We start from the raw sequence: 19,471 nt of genomic DNA, 5'->3' as shown, positions 1-19,471 counted from the left end.
CAGGTCATCGGGAAATGTATATCTAGCTTTCAGCCTGTAGCGGACAGGCCCTCACCTTCAGTTCAGTAGTTCCCTGAAGAGTGAGGGAGGCGTTTTTTGACCGAGCTAGTCGTCGTCCGGTCGCTGAATGCCGAGGCCGGGAACCACCAGCCCTCATGCTCGACATAGCCTTTGCGGTGGGCGCGATAGCCGCGATGCCCGTTGTAATACGGGATGCCGCCGCGCATCTGGATGTCTGCAGGTGCGCTGCCTACCACCGGCGGCGTAGGGTTCTTGTCCAACTGCTCATACTGGACAGCTATAAGATCGTTTTGTGCCGTTGCGGGCTGCGGCATCGAAAGGGGGGCCGCACCGAGCGGCAGTGTGGATGCAACCGCAAACGACGCGGCCAGCGTCACCCCAACGAGACCTGACGAAAGTTTCATTGCCGTTCTCCGCTCAAATCAGATTATGCGTCGGTCCGAGGGAGCGAACGTGCTCCAAAACTCGCCGGTTCCGTCACTTCTCGATCACGTCTGGGTGCACCTGAATTGAAAGGATCGTGATCGCCGTGTGGCTGCGAACCGATGTCGGACAGGCGCGGATCGAGGGAAACTGGCCGAGAACCAGCCGGAAACAGCGCGACGGATCTTCGGCGTATTGCAGGTCGGCGTCTTGTTGATCTTCGCTGATCTGCCAGAAGCATGCAACTGAGGCCGGCTACCTGTCGAGCGCAGGCACTCCATACGCGCCGACTGCAGTGAAGCGGATGCTGAGCACCGACAAACGCAAGAACGTAGCGAGTATGGTAGCCACCAAACCGGTGCGGGGCGAGGACCCGAAAGAAGCTACACTGACCGCCGACCGCACGCTGGTTGGCAGCCGCTGGTGACGAAGGCCCCTACCGGCGGGGGTTTCCCGACGGCCGGGCCGGCGTTCCGCAAAACATCCAATCTACACACTCACTGGACACTCGAACTCCGGATAAGGTTCGAATCCCGCCGCTCCGACCATTTTCGAAAACTCATTCCGCGCAGGTCAGGCCGGCCTACCAGTTCACCCTGAAGCCGATGGAGCCGCTCACGACGTGGCTGTCGCCGAAGTCCTCCAGGCTGGTCCTCGCCAGCGCCTCGCCGTAGAGCGCGTATTTACCGTCGGCGAAGCTGAGCGAGCCGCCGAGGCCGACCCCACCCCACAGCGCCTCGTTCTCGCTGACGAGATCGACCCCCGACACGTCGACCCGCGAGCCGTCGAGGAAGTCGTAGTAGAGATTGGCGATGCCGTAGATATGCGCCCGGCTCGTTTGCCCGGCTGCGTCCGTCCATGCGTCCTCGTAGTCCGCCGACACGCCGAGCCGGCCGAGCAGGCTGTCGCCGTCCTCGAGCGATACGGCCGCGCCGAACGGGTCGGTGAAGTCGTCGACGTCGACCGCGGCATAGGCAAGCTGCGCCTGCGGCGTCAGCGACCAGCGCTCGCTGACCGGCATGCGCTGGCCAGTCTCGAGGGAGAGCGCATAGCCCAGCCCGTCATTGCCGGAGGCCAGCGTCTTGGTCAGCGTGTCGGAGTAGATGTCGCTGTCGAACCAGGTCACCCTGGCCTGGCCGTCGACATAGAAGCCAGTGCTGTCGTACCAGGTGAGCGTGCCGGCAAGCCCGTAGCCGGTCGAATCGATCGAGCCGTCGCCGAAGGGCGAGCCGATGTCGGACGAGATGCGGCCGTAGTGGACGGCGACGCCGCCGACCAGCATTCCGGTCTGCTGCTCGAAGAGTGGCATGTCGAACCCGGTCTCGAGCTTCCAGGTGGAGACGTCGTAGTCGGTGCTGGTCGTCGAGGTCATGGGGTCGAAGCTGCCCTGCGCGCCTTCGATCGTGCCCCACACGCCGAAGCCCGGCGCGGTCGTCACCTCTTCGGAGAGCCCGTCGGCGCCTTGCGCTTCGACGGTCCACGACCGGTTGCCGAGGCGCTGCTGCAAGGTGCCCGGCTCGTTGAAGCTCTGCAGCACCCCGGCATAGGCCTCGTAGAGCGGCGCGCCCGGCTGGTAGACCGGCTGGTCGGAAGCGGTCAGGGCGGAGCGCAGGTACCAGTCGCCGTCGGCCGGCGTGCTGATACCGTTCTTTTGGAGCGTATAGGAATAGGCGCCGGCGATCACGACCGGCCTGCCCTGGAAGACATGGTCGCCGATGAGCGTGAAGGTTCCATTCGAGGCGCCGCCGACATCGATGACCTTGATGCCTTCCACCGTCTGCGCGCCGCCGCCCCCGAGGTTGACAACACGAACGTCGGTGCTGCCCGAGGTGTTGCCGGTCACGACGAGCCGGTCCGACGGCGAGGCATCGCTGCCAAGCGCGGCTTCGATCTCGAGCGTGCCGCCGCCTCCCGTATAGTTCCCCTTGACGGTCAGCGTGCCGATCGAGTTGCCGGGCGCTATCACGCCGCCGGCGAAATTCTCGGTGTCGCCCACTACCGTGCCGGTACCCTGCAGCCGGCCGCCGAGCACCGTGATCCTGCCGGTCAGGCTGCCGTTGACGGCGATCGTGCCGGCTTTGATCGAGGTCGTGCCGGCATTGACCACACCCTCCACTATCATCTTGCCGCCACTGACGGTCATTCTGTCGGTGGTCGCGGTGCCCTGCAGATCGACCGTGCCGGAGTTCATGTTGATTTCGGCCATGCCGGTGATGGCGTTCGGCGCGGCGAAGGTGAAGCTGCCCGCTCCCAGCGCGAAGTTGAGGGTGGCGCCGCCCTTGCCGGTGACGTCGCCGTCGATCGCGCCGCCCGTCACATTGACCGTGTCGGGACCGGCCGACAGCAGGATGTCGCCGGTGATCGTGCCGGCCTGCTGGTTGAAGGTGTTCGGACCGAACGAGGTCCTGAGGTCGATCGCGGTCCCACCGATGCCGGTGATGGTGCCGCTGTTGGTGATGGTCACCGGGCCGGCAGTCCGCGCGACAACGCCCGTCCTGCCGGAGATCGCGCCGGCATTCTCCAGGCTCGCGGCGCGGCCGGTCGTAGAAATAAGCGCGACCCCCACTGTGCTCCCCTCCACGGCGCCTCTGCTGCCCACGCTCACGGTCGTCGTCGAGCCGGCAGCCGCGCAATCGTTGAGGGCATTGATGCCCGTGTCGCCGCCGGCCACCGTGCCGGTGGTTGTGATCGACAGCCTGCCAGAACCGTAATGTTTGGCGTAGATGCCTTGGGTTCCGCCGCTTACATCCGCAGCCTCAATGGTCAAGCCGGCGCCGTTGTTGCTTCTGGCGTAGATGCCGAGCCCGTTTGTCCCCGTTACTGTGCCGGTATCGGTGATCGACAGCGCGCCGCTGCCGTAGTGGTGGGCCTCGATGCCGGTCGACCCGCCAGCCACATCCGCCGCGGCGATGGTGAGATCTGTCGTCCCCGCGACGCTGGTGGCGAAGATGCCATTGCCCAGCGTCCCTTTCACCGTACCGGAGGCTGCGATCGAAACTGAGCCGCTGCCGTATTGGCGGGCGCTGATGCCGGTCGAGCCGCCACCCACATCCGCCGCCTCGATCGTCAGGGCGGCGCCGACACCGAGCGCGAAAATGCCGTAGCGACCCGTCCCCGTCACCGCGCCGGAGGCAGCGATCGAAAACGCGCCGCTGCCGTATTGGCGGGCATTGATGCCGTCGCCGCCGCCGCTGACATCAGCGGCCGCGATCGTCAGGTCGCTACCGGCGTTGTGCGCAAGGATGCCGTAGCTGCCCGCCCCCGTTACCGTCCCGGTACTGGTAATCGACAGCACGCCGCCGCCGTAGTGGCGGGCGACGATACCACCATCGCCGCCGTTCACATCCGCCGAGGCGATGGTCAGGTCGATCGCGTCGACGCCGGCATAGGCCAAAATGCCGTTCTGGCTGGTTCCCGCCACGGTGCCTGTCGTGGTGATCGACAGCGCGCCGCTGCCCAATTGGCGAGCATAGATGCCGTCATTGCTGCCACTCACATCCGTCGCCTCGATCGTCAGACGGGTGCCGTGGTTATTGAGCGCAAAAATGCCGTCGCCATTCGTCCCCTCGACCGCACCGGAAGCGGTGATCGACAGCGCGCGGCTGCCGTAGTGGCGGGATTCGATGCCGTTCGAGCCGCCAGTCACATCCGCCGCTGCGATTGTCAGGTCTGTCGTGCCCGCGACGGTGGTGGCGAAGATGCCGTTGCCCAGCGTGCCTTTCACGGTGCCCGACGCAGTGATGGACAGTGCGCCGCTGCCCGATTGGCGGGCTTGGATGCCGGTCGACCCGCCATCAACATCCGCGGCCACAATCGTCAGGTCAGTGCCGGTGTTGAGCGCAGAGATGCCGTAGCGCCCCCTCCCCGTCACCTCGCCTGTGGCGGTGATCGACAGCGCGCCGCTGCCATACTGGCGGGCGTTGATGCCGTCGCTGCCGCCGCTGACATAGGCCGCCTCGATCGTCAGGTCGGTGCCTTTGTTGAACGCATAGATGCCGTAGCTGCTCCCTGCGATCACCGTGCCGGTGCTCGTGATCGACAGCGCCCCGATGCCGTAGTGGATGCCTTGGATGCCATAGGCCCCGCCGCTGACGTCCACCGCCTCGATCGTCAGGCCGGCGGCGGCGGAGCCGGTATAGGCGAAGATGCCGTTGCTGAAGGGGTTGGTCCCCGTGACGGTACCGGTGGCGGTGATCGACAGGAGTCCGCTGCCATAGTGGCGGGCGAAGATGCCGTCGACCCCCCCGCTCACATTCGCCACCTCGAGCCTCGTGTCGGAGCCGTTGAGGTTGCTCGCATAGATGCCGAAGCGGTTTGTCCCCGTCACCGTGCCGGTGCTGGTGATCGACAGCGCGCCGCCACTCCCGAAGAGTTGGGCGTTGATGCCGTCGAGGGCGCCCGTGATCGTCGATCGATAGTGGTCGGTGAAGATCAGCCCGCCAGCGGCACTGAGATCAAGAGCATGGCCGGCTGCGGTGTCGATGCTGAAGGAGTTATCCGTGGTCACCGTCAGCGGAGTGCCGGTCAGCATCTGCGTGGTCGTCGTGACGCCGCTGCAGAGGTAAGGTCCTCCCAAAGGGCCGCAGTCCGCATAGGCGCGGCGAACATAGCCGCGATAACCGCCCAGAAGAGCGCTGGTCGCGAGCGCCGTGCCGAGCACCAGGCGCTGACGGAGGTCGAGGGCCGGCCGGCTCACCGCTTGCTCCTTCATCGTGGCTCCCCGCCCTATGAATGCTTCCGCCTTAAATAATAGCTATCGGTCAGCCGCGTCCGATCTCAAACCTGCGGTTCCGCCAGGCGATAGATCCGTCGATTGCGTCTGGCTGCCGGCGCGTGGCTCACCACGCTCGCCGCCTCGGGCGATCCCGGGCTCACCGCCATCGGACAGGCGAAGCCGGGAACCACCGCAAGGTCGTAGAGCTCGGATACCGGACCGTCGATGCGGAACCAGTCGACGCAGCTTCGCGTCTCGAGGTCGATCACCTGGACCCCGCACCAGGGCTCGGAATCGGCGGCCGCCAGGCGCTGGTCCAGCGCCAGCCCCTCGAAGCGCTTGTAGCGCGGCTTGGAAAGCCCGACGAAGGCATAGCGGCCATGGAAGGCCAGCCCGCGCAGGAAGCCGGGGCAGAAGACAACCGGCTCGAACCTGCCCTTGCCGCCGCCTTTCGGCAATTCCACGAAGCCGAGCTCGCCGGTGCCGGCATTGAGCAGCCACAGCGCGCCGCGGTGAAGGCGCGGCGAATGCGGCATGGAAAGCCCGTCGCAGACGATCTCCCCGGTCCTGACGTCGACGACCACGCCGCCATCGGCGCGCCGGTCGCGCCAGCCGTCGATCGTGTCGGAGCGGCTCACCGCCGTCACATAGGCCGGCTCGCCGTCTTTCATGGCAAGGCCGTTCAGATGGCAGCGGTCCTCGTCCACCAGCGCCGAGATGAAGGGCGGTCGCCACTGCTCTTCGAAGCTGTAGCGGGCGGACAAGGTGGCGAGGCAGTTGTAGCGGGTGTTGACGAATACGGGGCGGCCGGCTGCGTCGACGCCGACGTCATGCGCGTCGAGCTCCCCGGTGATGTGCACCGTGCGCGGCACGTAGCAGGCATCGAAGATCCGGTTGGCGCGCTGGTCGGGCTCGAGCGTGTTGACGAAGCGGATCAGGTGGAAGCCGGCTGCCAGCACCAGCGATCCGTCCGGGCCATGGGCAAGTCCCATCGGCCGCAGGATGCTCGTCTGATGGACATTGAGCCCGCCGGTCGCGGGATTGCGGCCGATGAAATAGAGGAGGTTGGACTGATAGGAAGTGACGGCGAGTGCGATATCGAGCGCCCGCAGCTTCGCTACGAGGCCGGCCGACATGGAATAGCTTGTCTCCGGAACGTCGCTCTCCGCCGCAGCGTCGTCCCCCTGTCCGGGACTGGTCACGGCTTCGCGGCTATCGCTCCCACCCATTGCCGCCACCCAGCATGAAAACCCGATTCGGAAGTTTCATCCAGTAGTGCGGTCGTGTGCAGACGGGCAACCGATGCCGGCCAGGCAGACAGAACAAATTAATTTTTGACGCGCTCTGTGGCGGCGAGGCAACATCTCGCGCAAACCAGCGGCGCTGAGACCAATATCCGCTTGAAGTCAAAGAGAGCTATGCGCCGACGCTTTCATAAAACAGGCAGTTGGAACGAATTCAGTTGCCGGGTGTTCAACCGAGACCACGGCGGATCGGTTTGATGATTGCGGTAAGCCTGACTGCAGCTTCTTCGTTCCTGATCCCGGCCGCCACAGCGGCCGGTGACAGAGACTCCATTGGCGTCCGGTGAACCCCGCCCCGAAGGTCATACCCCCGCTCGACGCCAAGGCGGAACCGACGCCGGCAAGCCCCGAGGCCGAGGATTTCTATCGCGAAGCTATCAGCCAGCTCGTTGCATCCGCGATCCCGTTCATGTTGGCAGGCACCTACGCCGTCAGCGCCTACACCGGAATCAGGCGGCAAACGAAGGATATCGATATCTTCTGCAGGGCAGGCGATTACCCGCGCATCCTTTCCCACTTCAAGAAGCTCGGTTACCGGATTTCCATCGAGGATGACCGTTGGCTGGGCAAAGTCTTCAAGGGAAGAAGCTTCTTCGACGTCGTCTTCGCCTCGTCAAATGGCATGCCGATCGACGATGGCTGGTTCGAACACGCCCGCCAGACTCTCGTCTTCGGCACACCGGTCCTCGTTGTCGGTCCGACCGAACTCGTCTGGTCCAAGTGCTTCATTCAAACCAGGTACCGCTACGACGGCGCGGACGTGGCGCATGTCGTCCTCAAAGCGCACGATCAGATCGATTGGCGAAGATTGCTCGGCTATTTCGGCGGACACTGGGAGGTATTGCTTTCTCATATCGTGAATTTCCGCTGGATCTATCCCTCGGAACGCAACGCCATACCGGACTGGCTTTTGGACGAGTTGCTTGAACGGCTGGCGGCGCAGCGCCGGCAGCCGCCACCCGCGACCAAGATATGCCGCGGGCGCGCAGTCTCCCGGACAGACTATAAGGTCGACGTGCAAGAATGGGGATTTCAAGAAGTCGACCGCAACTCGCACCGGAACGGGCTTGCCAGTTCGGAGCCGGACAGCGATGGGTGACGCGCCCCAGCTTCTCAAAGTCGCTGCGCTCGGCGACCTTCATGTGAAGGAAGACGCGTCGTCCTCCTATCGCGATCTCTTCAGCGAAGTGTCACGTCTGGCAGACGTTCTGGTGCTCGCCGGCGACCTTACCGATCTTGGCAAGCCACGCGAAGCGGAGATGCTGCTGGACGACTTGCGCGCATGCTCCATCCCGATAGTCGCCGTGCTCGGCAACCACGACTACCAAAGCGATTCCGCCGAGCAGATATCCGAACTGTTGCGCCAGTCCGGCGTCCACTTGCTTGATGGACAGTCGGTCGAAATCGACGGAGTCGGATTTGTCGGAGTGAAGGGTTTCGTAGGAGGATTCGGGCGGCGCATGCTGAGTTCGTTCGGCGAACCAGCCATCAAGACAATGGTCGCGGAAAGTGTGAGCGAGGCAATGCGCCTGGAGAACGCGATGCGGCATACCGGCAGCGAGCGGACGCTGGTCGTCCTGCACTATGCTCCGGTCGCGGACACGATCGCCGGCGAGCCGCTCGAGATCTTTCCGTTCCTGGGGTCATCCCGCCTGGCCGAGACGATCGATCGGTTCAAGGTCAGCGCCGTCGTTCACGGCCATGCCCATCGCGGCGTCTACGAGGGGCGCACTCCCGGCGGCGCCCCGGTGTATAATGTGGCAATGCATATCGACAAGCCGACCGGGAGGCCCTACGCGCTGCTCGAAATTTGAGCTGCCGCAAGCCGGTCGGACTTTGCCTACCCGGGCGCTCCGCCAGCCTGGCCGTGGCGAACTCGCATCACTCAGACGACGAGAAAGTCCGAGGCTGTGAGCACCGGCTTGTTGGTGAGTGTGGCGATCTGAATGGCACCGCCGCCTGCGCTCCCGTTCGGGTCGTAGAACAGTGCGCCCTTCGTCTGGTCATAGACGACGTAGTCGTTGGCGTCCTGAGCGGCGCCTCCTAGCCGGAAGAAAGCATCGCTCAAGGCATGCGCGGCGCCACCGCCAAGCTTCGTAAATATGCTACTCGCCAGCCAGATCATGTCGTCGTTGCCGCTCGTACTGCCGAAATCGACGATCGTGTCCTTGTTGGATGGGCTCGGCGCGCTGTCGAAGACGAAGATATCGTTGCCGGCGCCGCCATTGAGCCTGTCTGATCCGGGTCCGCCGATCAGGACATCATTGCCTGCCCCCCCGAACAGAACATCGTTGCCCGCACCGCCGTTCAGATTGTTGCCGACCGAGTTGCCTGTGAGCGTGTCGTTACCATTGCCGCCGTGGGCGTTCTCTATGACGACGCCCGGACCGATGGTAACCGTGCTTTTGGTTGACGTGTAGCCGCCACTCGAGTTCCGGAACTGGATCGGCTCGCTCAACGCGCTGAAAGTGCCCGGGTTGAGGTTGATCGTCGCGTTCTCGGCGCCGTTGTAGACGATGGTGTCGATCCCGCCGGTGTCCTGGATCGCCTGCCAGTATTTGACGCCGTCATTGAACGTATAAGTGTCGTTGCCGGTACTATGCGCACTGCGGCCGTACAGCGCCTCGATCGCGACGAGGTCGTCGTACATAGGCGTCGTCGGGTAGAAGCTTGCCCAGTTGTCACCCTGCGCCGACCAAGGTGACGCCGTGTAGCTCATAATAGAGTAGAAGTAATTGTCCTGGGCGGCCGGCATATGATCGGCGCCGGCAGTTCCAATGCTCGGGTCGTCAAATGTGTGCTTCAGCCCAAGCGCGTGCCCGATCTCGTGCAGTATCGCAAGGAAGTCGTACGAGCCTTTGGCAATCGTCGGGAGCTTGCCGGGATTGAAATTCGACCAGTCGAACCAAACATCGCCCGCGGAAGGATCATCGTAGGGGAAATAAGCGTGAGCGGCTGAGCCCGGACTGCTGTGAGTAGTGTAGCCGAAGCGGAGGTCGCCTGCGACGGTGGCGCTGTCGGTTACTTCGCGGAACGTGAGGTTGGCGAAACTCGACCAAGCGCCCAGAGCGGCCCTGACAGCGGCTTCTTCCCCTGCCGTCAGTTCATAGGCCTGTTCAGGCTCCTTGTCGGAGGAGTAGCTCGAATCCCCATTGTATCCGTAATATTCGGAGTAACCTCTGTGGAAAAAACTGAAATCGAGCGTTACGCCGGCACCGAGCGCGCCGCCCCATTTTTCGCCATCCGCGACGTATTTGCCGATACCAAGCGCTGCTGTGTCGAGGTTCGAAGTTACGCCAACCGAGTTATGCGTCGGTGTCGTCACGGCTGTTCCTTTCTTGCTTGATATCAAGTTCGATAAGTCCGCAGATTTCCGAGGAAATTCCGACAGCCACCCCAGCCAAATCCGAGGTTTCTATGAGATCACGGCAAAGTTAAGGCACGATGGCCAACAAGAAAATCCAATGTTCAGGATCGGAATACCGGCGCCGTATCTACTTGCGGGACTGGCGTTGCCCAAGCAAGAGCGGCCGTTTCTTGTTAATTTACCTAACCTGATCCAATAACCGCTTGCATTCGAGCAAGTCGAACAAAGCCTCCTGCAACAGAGCGCGATTGTCGCGCGACAGCTTGCCCGCGTCTGGTTGCACCGGCCCGTCATCATCGGACTTGCCGAAACCGAAGAAACGGCGGGAAGGCTTCACCTTCGGCTCGCCGACCAGCATCTCTTCGTCGGGCACGCGCGATGGCTGAGGTTGCGCGTTCGCGGCTTCGGCCTGCTTGCGCTGCGCAATCGCCTCGATAGCGGCAAGATTGCCGCTACCGATCGCCACGAGGAACTGATTGCCGTTCTCCCGCAGCAGCTTCTGGACGCCCTTGATGGTGTAGCCCTGGTCGTAGAGCATGTGGCGAATGCCCTTGATCAGCTCGATGTCCTGAGGCCGGTAGTACCGCCGGCCACCGCCACGCTTCATTGGCTTGATCTGGGAAAAACGAGTTTCCCAGAAGCGCAGGACATGCTGCGGAAGATCGAGGTCGTCGGCAACTTCGCTGATCGTACGGAACGCGTCGGGACTCTTTTCCATAGGACAGTCTCCCCATCGCTAAGCCCCCGCCCAGGCTCGGCCGAATCGCACTACATCTCAGCGGTTTACTGGGAAATATTCAATCCCCGAAACAGCGCTGGACTTTGACCTTCGTGAAATATTGGCAATTTCCGAAATCAAACCAATCAGGCTTTTGCGACTTTGGCCTTGCTGCTCTGATGCGCCCGCAGGATACGCCCCTTGAGAACATTGGATGCCTTGAAGGTCATCACACGGCGCGGGAGGATAGGAACTTCCTCGCCGGTCTTCGGGTTGCGGCCGATCCGCTCGTTCTTGTCGCGGACATGGAACGTGGCGAAGGACGACAGCTTGACGGTCTCGCCGCGCACGATCGCGTCACAGATCTCATCGAGGACGGCCTCGACAAGCTCGGCGGATTCCGTGCGTGAAAGCCCAACTTTCCGGTACACGGCCTCCGCAAGGTCGGCACGAGTCAACGTCTTTCCTCCCATGTGACCGTAACCGTCCCCTCAGGCGCATTGTTTCTGGAGCCTTGAGACGTTAAGAAATTGCCCCGATGAGGTCAAGGACAGAACCTCAAGCAAATGCAGTTAGATAGAACCGTTTTGCGGCACTAAGCTTCAGCGCTTCACGGGCCAAAGCAGGCATTCACGATTAGCCCACGAGCGCCTGCTCACAATCCTTTTGTCCCACGTCCCGATCGAAAAGTCTGGCGCGCTTTTGCGAAGCCTGCTGGGCTCACCAGCGCAGCAGCAGCGCGCCCCAGGTGAATCCGCCGCCCATTGCTTCCAGCAAGACGAGATCGCCCTGCCTGATGCGGCCGTCGGCAACGGCGACGGACAGCGCCAGTGGCACGGAAGCCGCCGAGGTGTTGCCATGCAGATCGACGGTCGTCACCACCTTCTTCTCGGCGATGCCGAGCTTCTTTGCGGAAGCGTCGATAATGCGCTTGTTCGCCTGGTGAGGCACAAACCAGTCGAGGTCCTTGGCCGAGATCCCGGCATCGGCGAATACCGCCTCAACCACGTCCGTGATCATGCCCACCGCATGTTTGAAGACCTCACGGCCCTCCATGCGCAGATGCCCGACCGTGCCGGTCGTCGAAGGCCCGCCGTCGACATAGAGCTTTTCCATGTGGCAGCCGTCCGAGCGCAGACTTGCCGCAAGCAAGCCGCGGTCGGCGATGGACCCCTTGCCTTCCACGGCTTCGATGACCAGGGCGCCGGCCCCGTCACCGAACAGAACACAGGTCGATCGGTCCGACCAGTCGAGAATCCTCGAGAAGGTTTCTGCCCCGATCACCAGGGCGCGCCTTGCCGCGCCGCCGCGAAGGTAGAGGTCAGCGGTGTTCAGCGCATAGACAAAGCCCGAGCAGACTGCCTGCAGGTCGAAGGCGAAGCCGCTGCGCAGGCCAAGCCGCTGCTGGATCTCGACGGCAGTTGCCGGAAATGTGTGGTTGGGAGTCGAGGTGGCGAGCACGATGAGATCGATATCACCGGCGTCGAGCCCGGCCGACTGCAGCGCGGCTCGCGCGGCCGCTTCACCGAGCGAGGCAGTGGTCTCGCCGCTGCCGGCGATATGGCGCTGCCTGATCCCCGTGCGCTGGACGATCCACTCGTCGGAGGTCTCGACGACGCCCTCGAAGTCGGTGTTCTTCATGATGCGCGGGGGCAAGGCAGAGCCAATACCGCGCACGACTGATCTGATCACGATTAACCTCTTGTTTCGACCCTATTGCGCGGCGTTGCGCGCCGGATCGGCCGGTTTCTGCGCCGGTGCGGGCTGGCGCGAGTGGAAGCTGTCTAAATCGGCCTTGATGCGGGGGAGCAGCCTGTTGCGGACCATGTCGTAGCCGAGCTCGATGGCGGCTGCAAAGCCTTCATCGTCGGTGCCGCCGTGGCTTTTCACAACGATGCCGTTCAGCCCCAGGAACACGCCGCCATTCGATTTGCGGACGTCCATCTTTTCGCGCAGCCTGGCGAATGCCCCCTGCGCAAAGACGTAGCCGATGCGCGCCATCAGCGTTCTGCTCATGGCAGCTCTCAGATATTCGGCAAGTTGCCGGGCAGTCCCCTCCGCGGTTTTCAACGCGATATTGCCCGCGAAGCCCTCTGTCACCACCACGTCGACCGTGCCTTTGCCGATGTCGTCGCCCTCGACGAAGCCGCGGTACTCCAGCGATGCCAGCCCGACCTCGCGCAGCACCCGGCCGGCTTCCTTGACCTCCTCCTGGCCCTTGACCTCCTCGACGCCGACGTTGAGCAGTCCGACGGTCGGCCGCTCCAAGTCGAATAAAGCGCGCGCCATCGCCGCGCCCAGGATGGAGAAGTCGATCAGCTGATGCGCGTCGGCTCCGATCGTAGCGCCGACGTCGAGCACCACGCTCTCGCCGCGCAGCGTCGGCCAGATCGCTGCGATGGCCGGCCGCTCTATGGTCGCGATCGTGCGCAAGCAGAATTTCGCCATCGCCATCAACGCGCCGGTATTTCCGGCCGAGATGCAGACATCGGCCTCGCCGAGCTTCACCGCTTCGATCGCCTTCCACATCGACGACTTCCAGCGGCCATGTCGCAAAGCCTGACTGGGCTTGTCGTCCATGCGAACGGCAATCTCGCAGTGGGTGAAGCTCGACGCCTTCGCAACGCGTTCATGTTGCGAAAGAAGCGGCGCCACCTGCTCCTCGCGGCCGAAGATCAGGAACCGCACGTCCGGACGGCGCTCGATGACCTTGTTCAAGGCGGGAATCACCACCTTGGGCCCGTGGTCGCCACCCATGGCGTCGATAGAAATCCGTATCACGCGGGAATTGTCTCACTGTCTCCCGAACAATCGGGGTTTGGCAGAAGCGGGGCGAAAATAGCGTTTTTGGTAGGCCGTACAACTGGAATTGACGAATGCACGCGTGTTTTCAGGATTTCTCCCGCAGCGACTTGAGCTTTTCGTGCATCGGTCCGAAGTTGTCGGCGGGCCGGGCCTCCGCTTCCGCAGGCTCGATCGCCGCCCCTTCCTTGCGCGGATAAGGGTCGATCGCAAGCGCGAAGAACTCCTCGGCAAGTGCGCCCACGTCGATCGTATCGCCCGCAAACGTCTCAGGGCTGTCCGGCCCTTCGGCGTCGAGATGGATTTCCCCATCGGAGTGGAAGCCCAGTCGGCCGAGCTTGGAGCCCTCAGGAAAGTAGATCTGCGACACCTCTTCGGAGATCGTCACGGCGATCGGCTCGAGCGTCACCACGCATTCCTGCCTGATCTCGCCTTCAACCTTTCCCGAAATCCTGACGCCGTTGCGCTTCCAGGGCGCAACAAGCAGATCAGCCTGCCAGGATTCGACCGAAAGCAGGCCATGATCGGCTGCAAGCGCCTCGCGCTGCCCCTCATCGGCAGTGAGGACAACCGGCATGCCCTTTTGCGGCAGACGTGCGACATTTGCGAGGAAAGAAACCGGGCTCGTGGATTGCTTTGTCATCGCAATTCCTCCCTTTCGGTTGTGTCGGGCAACGGAAAAGTGACCTGCCCCGAAAGGATGTCCGTCAGACTTTGCTCAGCCAGGGCGCTCTGGACCTTGACCACATGGCGGCTCAACTCCGCGGACTCCCTCCACAATGTTTCGCCGGGCCTGACGTTGCGCGCAAGGGCTGCGGCAAGCAATTCGGCATCTCCGCGATCGATAGCCTCGCCATAGGACGCCACGCGCCCGTAGAACATGCGCGCGAACTTCTTCATCCGCTTCGGCACGCTGAGGTCGCCGACACCGAGCTCACGGATCGAATGGTCGAGCTCTGCGAAGAACCGGTCAGTGAGGCCTTGGGCCAGCTCACGGGCTCCGGTCTCACCCCGCAAGCGGTGCAGGACCAGGAACAGATGCAGCGAGATCATCTCGTAACGGCCGAGCGGCGTGTCGGGCACGTTCCAGTCGGCATAGAGCACCGGCTGCCGCGCCGCTGCCACGATTCGGTCATACACGCCCCCTGTTATCCGTTCTTTGGCGGCTCGTTCGCTGCCGAAGATTCGTTTGAACATAATGGGGAATCCTTCCAGGGGACGCCGTCTGCCCAGGTTGCATCGTCGGGGAAGCTGGTTTACCGGTTTTGCGCCCCGCGGCAAGCCGTCGGTGCGGCGGAATGACAGGGAGTTGTTATTGAGCGTGCTGAATTTCAAGGCGAACCGTTCCGCGAGAGCCGGAGTGACGGTTTCGGTGCTTGCCGCGGCATTTGCATTTGCGGGCTGCAAATCGGATGTGCTGTCGACCAGCGAGACACTTACTCAGGGCTACGTCATCGACCAGCAGCAGATCGACCAGGTACCGGTCGGCTCGAGCCGCGAGCAGGTGCAGCTCGCGCTCGGCACACCTTCCACGACGGCAACCTTCGACAACGAGGTCTTCTACTACATCTCGCAGAAGCGGGTTCGAACCGTCGCTTTCCAGAACCCGAGACTGGTCGACCAGCGCGTGCTCGCGGTCTATTTCGGAGATGACGGCCGCGTCAGCCGCGTCGCCAACTACGGCATGCAGGACGGCAAGCTGTTCGACTTCGTCTCGCGCACCACGCCGACCGGCGGTCGCGACCACAACTTCCTGAGCCAGCTGCTCACAGGTGTCGGCAAGGTGCCGGCCGGCCTTCTCGGAGGCAATACGGGCATGCCTGGCGGCGGCCCGTGATAGCCGGCCGCTCTCTACCTGTCCCAGCATAGCTTCCAATCAAAAACCCCGCCGGATCGCTCCGGCGGGGTTTTTGATTGTGTATGCGCCGTTTTCTATGAGAGCGGCGTGCGTTCAAGGTGGATCGCCACGCCGCTCTATCTCATTGTCTGCGCATCGGATTTATCCGAAAACCGCTGCGCACGTTTCGGTCCGATGCTCTAGGCCGAGTGCGCGAGCACCGCGAGCAGCAGGAGCGCAACGATGTTGGTGATCTTGATCGCAGGATTCACGGCCGGGCCGGCGGTATCCTTGTAGGGATCGCCGACGGTGTCGCCGGTCACGGATGCCTTGTGCGCTTCCGAGCCCTTCAGGTGCTTGATGCCGTCCTTGTCGGTGAAGCCGTCCTCGAAGGACTTCTTGGCGTTGTCCCATGCGCCGCCACCCGAGGTCATCGAAATGGCCACGAACAGGCCGTTGACGATCACGCCGAGCAGCGAAGCGCCAAGCGCGGCAAAGGCCGAAGCCTTGGAGCCGGAGATCAGGTAGACGCCAAAATAGACGACCAACGGCGCCAATACCGGCAGCAGCGACGGAATGACCATCTCCCGGATGGCGGCACGGGTCAAAATGTCCACCGCCCTCGCATAGTCCGGCTTGTCGGTTCCCTGCATGATGCCCGGCTTTTCCCGGAACTGCTTGCGCACCTCCTCGACGATCGAGCCGGCCGCGCGTCCGACCGCCGTCATGGCGATACCGCCGAACAGATACGGGATCAGGCCGCCGAACAGCAGGCCGGCCACGACATAGGGATTGGACAGATCGAACGAAACCACGCCCAGGTCGGAGAAGTAGGGGTATTGCGCGGCATTGGCCGCGAAATATTGCAGGTCGTTCGAATAGGCCGCAAAGAGCACGAGGGCGCCGAGGCCTGCAGAGCCGATAGCGTAGCCCTTGGTGACGGCCTTTGTCGTATTGCCCACCGCGTCCAGCGCGTCGGTCGAGTGGCGCACTTCCTTTGGCAGGCCCGACATCTCCGCGATACCGCCGGCATTGTCGGTGACCGGGCCAAAGGCGTCGAGCGCGACGATCATGCCGGCAAGGCCGAGCATGGTGGTCACCGCGATCGCCGTGCCGAACAGGCCGGCGAGCTGGTAGGTCGCGATGATGCCGCCGACAATAACGATCGCCGGAAGGGCGGTCGCCTCCAGTGAGACGGCGAGGCCCTGGATGACGTTGGTGCCATGGCCCGTCACCGACGCCTGCGCGATCGAAACGACCGGACGCTTGCCCGTGCCGGTGTAATACTCGGTGATGATGACGATCAGGCCCGTCACCAGCAGGCCGATCAGGCCGCAGATGAACAGGTTGGTGCCCGTCACGACGATATTGCCGGCCGTGCCGATGTCGCCCCAGCCGATCGTGAGCGACGTTGCCGCGCCCAGGCCGATGATGGAGAGCAGCCCGGTCACGATCAGGCCCTTGTAGAGCGCACCCATGATCGAGCCGTTCGAGCCGAGCTTCACGAAGAAGGTGCCTATGATCGAGGTGATGATGCAGGCGCCGCAGATCGCGAGCGGATAGAGCATCACCGTGCCGAGCACAGCGGACGAGCCGAAGAAGATCGCACTCAGGACCATGGTGGCGACGACGGTCACCGCGTAGGTCTCGAAGAGGTCGGCAGCCATGCCGGCGCAATCGCCGACATTGTCGCCGACATTATCCGCAATCGTGGCCGGATTGCGCGGATCGTCCTCGGGAATGCCTGCTTCCACCTTGCCGACGAGATCGCCGCCGACATCCGCGCCCTTGGTGAAAATACCGCCGCCGAGACGGGCGAAGATCGAGATCAGCGACGCACCGAAGCCGAGCGCCACGAGCGAGTCGATGACCTGGCGATCGGCCGGCTGGTGGCCGAGCGGGCCGATCAGCACCCAGTAGTAGACGGATACGCCGAGCAGCGCGAGGCCGGCGACCAGGAGACCGGTGATCGCACCAGATTTGAAGGCGATGTCGAGGCCCGCAGCCAGGCTGTTGGAAGCTGCCTGGGCGGTGCGGACATTGGCGCGCACGGAGATATGCATGCCGATGAAGCCAGCGGCTCCCGACAGCACCGCGCCGATCAGGAAGCCGATCGCGGCAGAGCCGGAAAGCAGCCACCAGGCGAGCAGGAACACGACGATGCCGACGATCGCGATGGTGGTGTACTGGCGTGCCAGATAAGCCTGCGCACCCTCCCGAATTGCGGCGGAGATCTCCTGCATGCGCGCGCTGCCCTGGTCGGCAGCAAGCACCGACCGCGTCGCCCAAATGGCGTAAAGGACAGAGAGCACGCCGCAGAGAATGACGACATAAAGCATGGTCATTTGCGGATTTTCCTCGATGTGGCCCGCAAGAACCCCTCCCCGGGCCTGACTGGACGAAGCCGGCGAGCGGCTTTCAGTGTGGCTTATGCGAAACACCTCGGCCAAGGTCAATATTCTGTTGGTCTTTTCAGGCGGTTTTCCTTGCCGAGTTTCGGCACGCGGCGGTGCCAAATCGATTTATATTCATGCCGCGGATGGCCGGCTTCGGGCACCCCAGTTTGGGGCGCTAGGCAGCTGACGTTAGGTCATCAAGGCCATCCTGCCGATACCGGAGATATCGGTTTCTGCACAGGCAGGGAGCCGAAAGCCAATTCGGCTGCGCGGATCGTCACACTTCAGTTCAGCTTGGCCGAAGAGTTCAATCGAAGCTCCGCCGCACGCATGAGATCGGCTGCGACCGCCCGATCCTCGTTCGGGTCAAGCGCACGTCCGTCCCACCCGACCAGCAAAATGTCGGTGCCGCCTGCATGCACGTCGACGTTGCCCAATTTGTAGGTTCTCATGATCTCGGGCAACACCGCAAGGAGATTGGCAGGCTGGTATTTTCTCGCCTGCCTGCCGACCCACACCACTTGGCCAAGGCGCTCGATGGCGGACACGTGGACCATCTCCGCAATCGGGTGGGCATGGCGGTCCCGGCAAACTTCCTGCCATGGGAACACGCCGGTGACAGGGAGATTTGCGATCGAACGGAAAGCCTTCGGATAGATCCAGTAAGGGAGTGTCCTCGATTCGTGCTGGGTAGCCTGCGCCCAGCTGGGCGACAGCCTCTTCCATTGATGTTTAACGTCAACTGGAAAGTCGCGATAGTAATGGAGAAGGCGTTTGATCATCCAATCGAGAGAAATGTCATCCAGCGACTCCGGAAATTTGGCCTCGCGCTGCTCTTCCGGAATGTAGCTGCCGCCGACATCGCCGTGGCTTCCCACGAACCAGACCTGCTCGGTCGTGGTCGAGAACTGCTTGAACGGAGGCTTGCGCCAGATCGTCGCCTGGAACGGCTTGCGATGCTCGTCGATCGCGATGGCGTGCAGATTGAGGTTCGTGATCGAAGAAAGCTCGACATTGTGGAATGCATACCGATCCCGGTTGGCGCGCCAGAAGGGTTCGAGTGGCACGCCGAGCGCCCCGACCGTATCGAACACAGCCACGCATTCGACACGGAACTTGTCACGCCAATGTACATAGGGGGTAAGTTCCGTCCAGACGGCAGGAAGCCGGGCATTCGGCGAGGTCCGGTAATATGACCAGGCCTTCAGCTCCAGTTGCTCGGAGCAGTACCTGCGCTGGAGCAGTCCAGTCGCATTCAGATATCCAACGAGGGAACGCGCTGTATAGGCCCCCCGCGAGAAGCCCAACACGAATACCTGGTCGCCCTCCTCGTAATAATAAGACAAGAATCTGTAGGCGTTCCTGACATTGGCACCCAGCCCTTCGCCGAATATGCCGCCGCGCAGCCTGTCAAAGGCGCTCGTGCCGACGCCGCGTTCGTAGAACACGATATTCTCCCGGCCATCGGATGCGAAGCCATGGACGAGCTTTCGGCCCGCCTCGGTTGCCTTTGCCGGCTCGACCCGGGTGGTTTGCTGCTGCCCGAGGGATTTGGCGATCAAATCTCTCAGCCGAACAATATTCGTATCAGTGGGGCCGATATCGGCGTCGTTCCAAGTCCCGTCCAATAGGAGAATGATGCGCTTGGACACAGCCGTTCATCCTCGCAAGAAATGGGCAGCCGTGCAGACTGAATATCAGAGCATCAGTAACGTCAATATTCTTTCGGACTATTGCTGCACTGACCTTCAACTCGGAACGAGTCAGTATCAGGCGCTTCGGCCCCCAAACCCGGAGCCCCAGCGAGTTCGCCTATCGAAGCCGAGGTGGAGCTGGCCGAACCGACGAACGCTGCATGATGTCAGGATAGCCGTAGCAGACTATGCGCC

The 19,471-nt window shown here is 62.8% G+C and carries 15 protein-coding genes; 3 read left to right on the top strand and 12 right to left on the bottom strand.

All coding sequences use genetic code 11. The features are described 5' to 3' along the window. Nucleotides 1-62: 62 nt before the first annotated feature. The 3 genes from SAZ10_RS06480 to SAZ10_RS06470 all read right to left on the bottom strand — a co-directional run bounded on the left by SAZ10_RS06480 (nucleotide 63) and on the right by SAZ10_RS06470 (nucleotide 6,387). Nucleotides 63-425: a hypothetical protein gene (locus tag SAZ10_RS06480; RefSeq protein WP_318608364.1), complete on the bottom strand. Its 363-nt coding sequence runs from the start codon at nucleotides 423-425 to the stop codon at nucleotides 63-65. A gap of 602 nt (nucleotides 426-1,027) precedes the next feature. Then, a complete protein-coding gene (locus tag SAZ10_RS06475; RefSeq protein WP_318608363.1) occupies nucleotides 1,028-5,155 on the bottom strand; it encodes an autotransporter outer membrane beta-barrel domain-containing protein in 4,128 nt (1,375 codons plus the stop codon). A gap of 65 nt (nucleotides 5,156-5,220) precedes the next feature. Further along, nucleotides 5,221-6,387: a TIGR03032 family protein gene (locus SAZ10_RS06470; protein ID WP_318608362.1), complete on the bottom strand. Its 1,167-nt coding sequence runs from the start codon at nucleotides 6,385-6,387 to the stop codon at nucleotides 5,221-5,223. A 358-nt stretch (nucleotides 6,388-6,745) separates the two neighbouring features. On the opposite strand from SAZ10_RS06470, the gene SAZ10_RS06465 reads away from it, so the two are divergent. Together SAZ10_RS06465 and SAZ10_RS06460 are read left to right on the top strand one after the other, a co-directional pair. Then, complete coding sequence (locus SAZ10_RS06465; RefSeq protein ID WP_318608361.1) at nucleotides 6,746-7,561, top strand: hypothetical protein; 816 nt, start codon at nucleotides 6,746-6,748, stop codon at nucleotides 7,559-7,561. Beyond that, entirely contained in the window at nucleotides 7,554-8,276 is a 723-nt protein-coding gene (locus tag SAZ10_RS06460) for a metallophosphoesterase family protein (protein ID WP_318608360.1), read from the top strand. The genes SAZ10_RS06465 and SAZ10_RS06460 overlap by 8 nt, the downstream gene beginning before the upstream one ends. Before the next feature lie 71 nt (nucleotides 8,277-8,347). Here SAZ10_RS06460 and SAZ10_RS06455 read toward each other — a convergent pair whose 3' ends face one another. From SAZ10_RS06455 to SAZ10_RS06425, 7 genes are all read right to left on the bottom strand, one after another. After that, nucleotides 8,348-9,787: a M10 family metallopeptidase gene (locus tag SAZ10_RS06455; protein ID WP_318608359.1), complete on the bottom strand. Its 1,440-nt coding sequence runs from the start codon at nucleotides 9,785-9,787 to the stop codon at nucleotides 8,348-8,350. Between the two features lie 220 nt (nucleotides 9,788-10,007). Next, on the bottom strand, nucleotides 10,008-10,547 hold the full coding sequence (locus tag SAZ10_RS06450) for a MerR family transcriptional regulator (protein ID WP_318608358.1): 540 nt from the start codon (nucleotides 10,545-10,547) through the stop codon (nucleotides 10,008-10,010). A 146-nt stretch (nucleotides 10,548-10,693) separates the two neighbouring features. After that, nucleotides 10,694-11,020: an integration host factor subunit alpha gene (locus SAZ10_RS06445; RefSeq protein ID WP_318608357.1), complete on the bottom strand. Its 327-nt coding sequence runs from the start codon at nucleotides 11,018-11,020 to the stop codon at nucleotides 10,694-10,696. Nucleotides 11,021-11,267: 247 nt separating this feature from the next. Then, a complete protein-coding gene (locus SAZ10_RS06440; protein WP_318608356.1) occupies nucleotides 11,268-12,239 on the bottom strand; it encodes a beta-ketoacyl-ACP synthase III in 972 nt (323 codons plus the stop codon). Nucleotides 12,240-12,260: 21 nt separating this feature from the next. Beyond that, nucleotides 12,261-13,328, bottom strand: coding sequence for a phosphate acyltransferase PlsX (gene plsX / locus SAZ10_RS06435; protein ID WP_318608355.1), 1,068 nt, complete (start codon nucleotides 13,326-13,328; stop codon nucleotides 12,261-12,263). Between the two features lie 109 nt (nucleotides 13,329-13,437). Next, entirely contained in the window at nucleotides 13,438-13,992 is a 555-nt protein-coding gene (locus SAZ10_RS06430; RefSeq protein ID WP_318608354.1) for a DUF177 domain-containing protein, read from the bottom strand. Then, nucleotides 13,989-14,489: a ubiquinol-cytochrome C chaperone family protein gene (locus SAZ10_RS06425; RefSeq protein ID WP_412535167.1), complete on the bottom strand. Its 501-nt coding sequence runs from the start codon at nucleotides 14,487-14,489 to the stop codon at nucleotides 13,989-13,991. The genes SAZ10_RS06430 and SAZ10_RS06425 overlap by 4 nt, the downstream gene beginning before the upstream one ends. A gap of 175 nt (nucleotides 14,490-14,664) precedes the next feature. On the opposite strand from SAZ10_RS06425, the gene SAZ10_RS06420 reads away from it, so the two are divergent. After that, nucleotides 14,665-15,186, top strand: coding sequence for an outer membrane protein assembly factor BamE (locus tag SAZ10_RS06420; RefSeq protein WP_412535166.1), 522 nt, complete (start codon nucleotides 14,665-14,667; stop codon nucleotides 15,184-15,186). Nucleotides 15,187-15,386: 200 nt separating this feature from the next. On the opposite strand, the gene SAZ10_RS06415 is transcribed toward SAZ10_RS06420, so the two are convergent. Continuing rightward, on the bottom strand, nucleotides 15,387-17,531 hold the full coding sequence (locus SAZ10_RS06415) for a sodium-translocating pyrophosphatase (protein WP_318608352.1): 2,145 nt from the start codon (nucleotides 17,529-17,531) through the stop codon (nucleotides 15,387-15,389). Between the two features lie 335 nt (nucleotides 17,532-17,866). Then, on the bottom strand, nucleotides 17,867-19,234 hold the full coding sequence (locus tag SAZ10_RS06410) for a DUF2235 domain-containing protein (RefSeq protein ID WP_318608351.1): 1,368 nt from the start codon (nucleotides 19,232-19,234) through the stop codon (nucleotides 17,867-17,869). Nucleotides 19,235-19,471: the final 237 nt, after the last annotated feature.

It is taken from the genome of Mesorhizobium sp. BAC0120, from assembly GCF_033542235.1.
Taxonomy (GTDB): Bacteria; Pseudomonadota; Alphaproteobacteria; order Rhizobiales; family Rhizobiaceae; genus JAWRCU01.
Note: the sequence above shows the minus strand (reverse complement) of the source record. Positions and strands in the feature narration are given on the sequence as shown.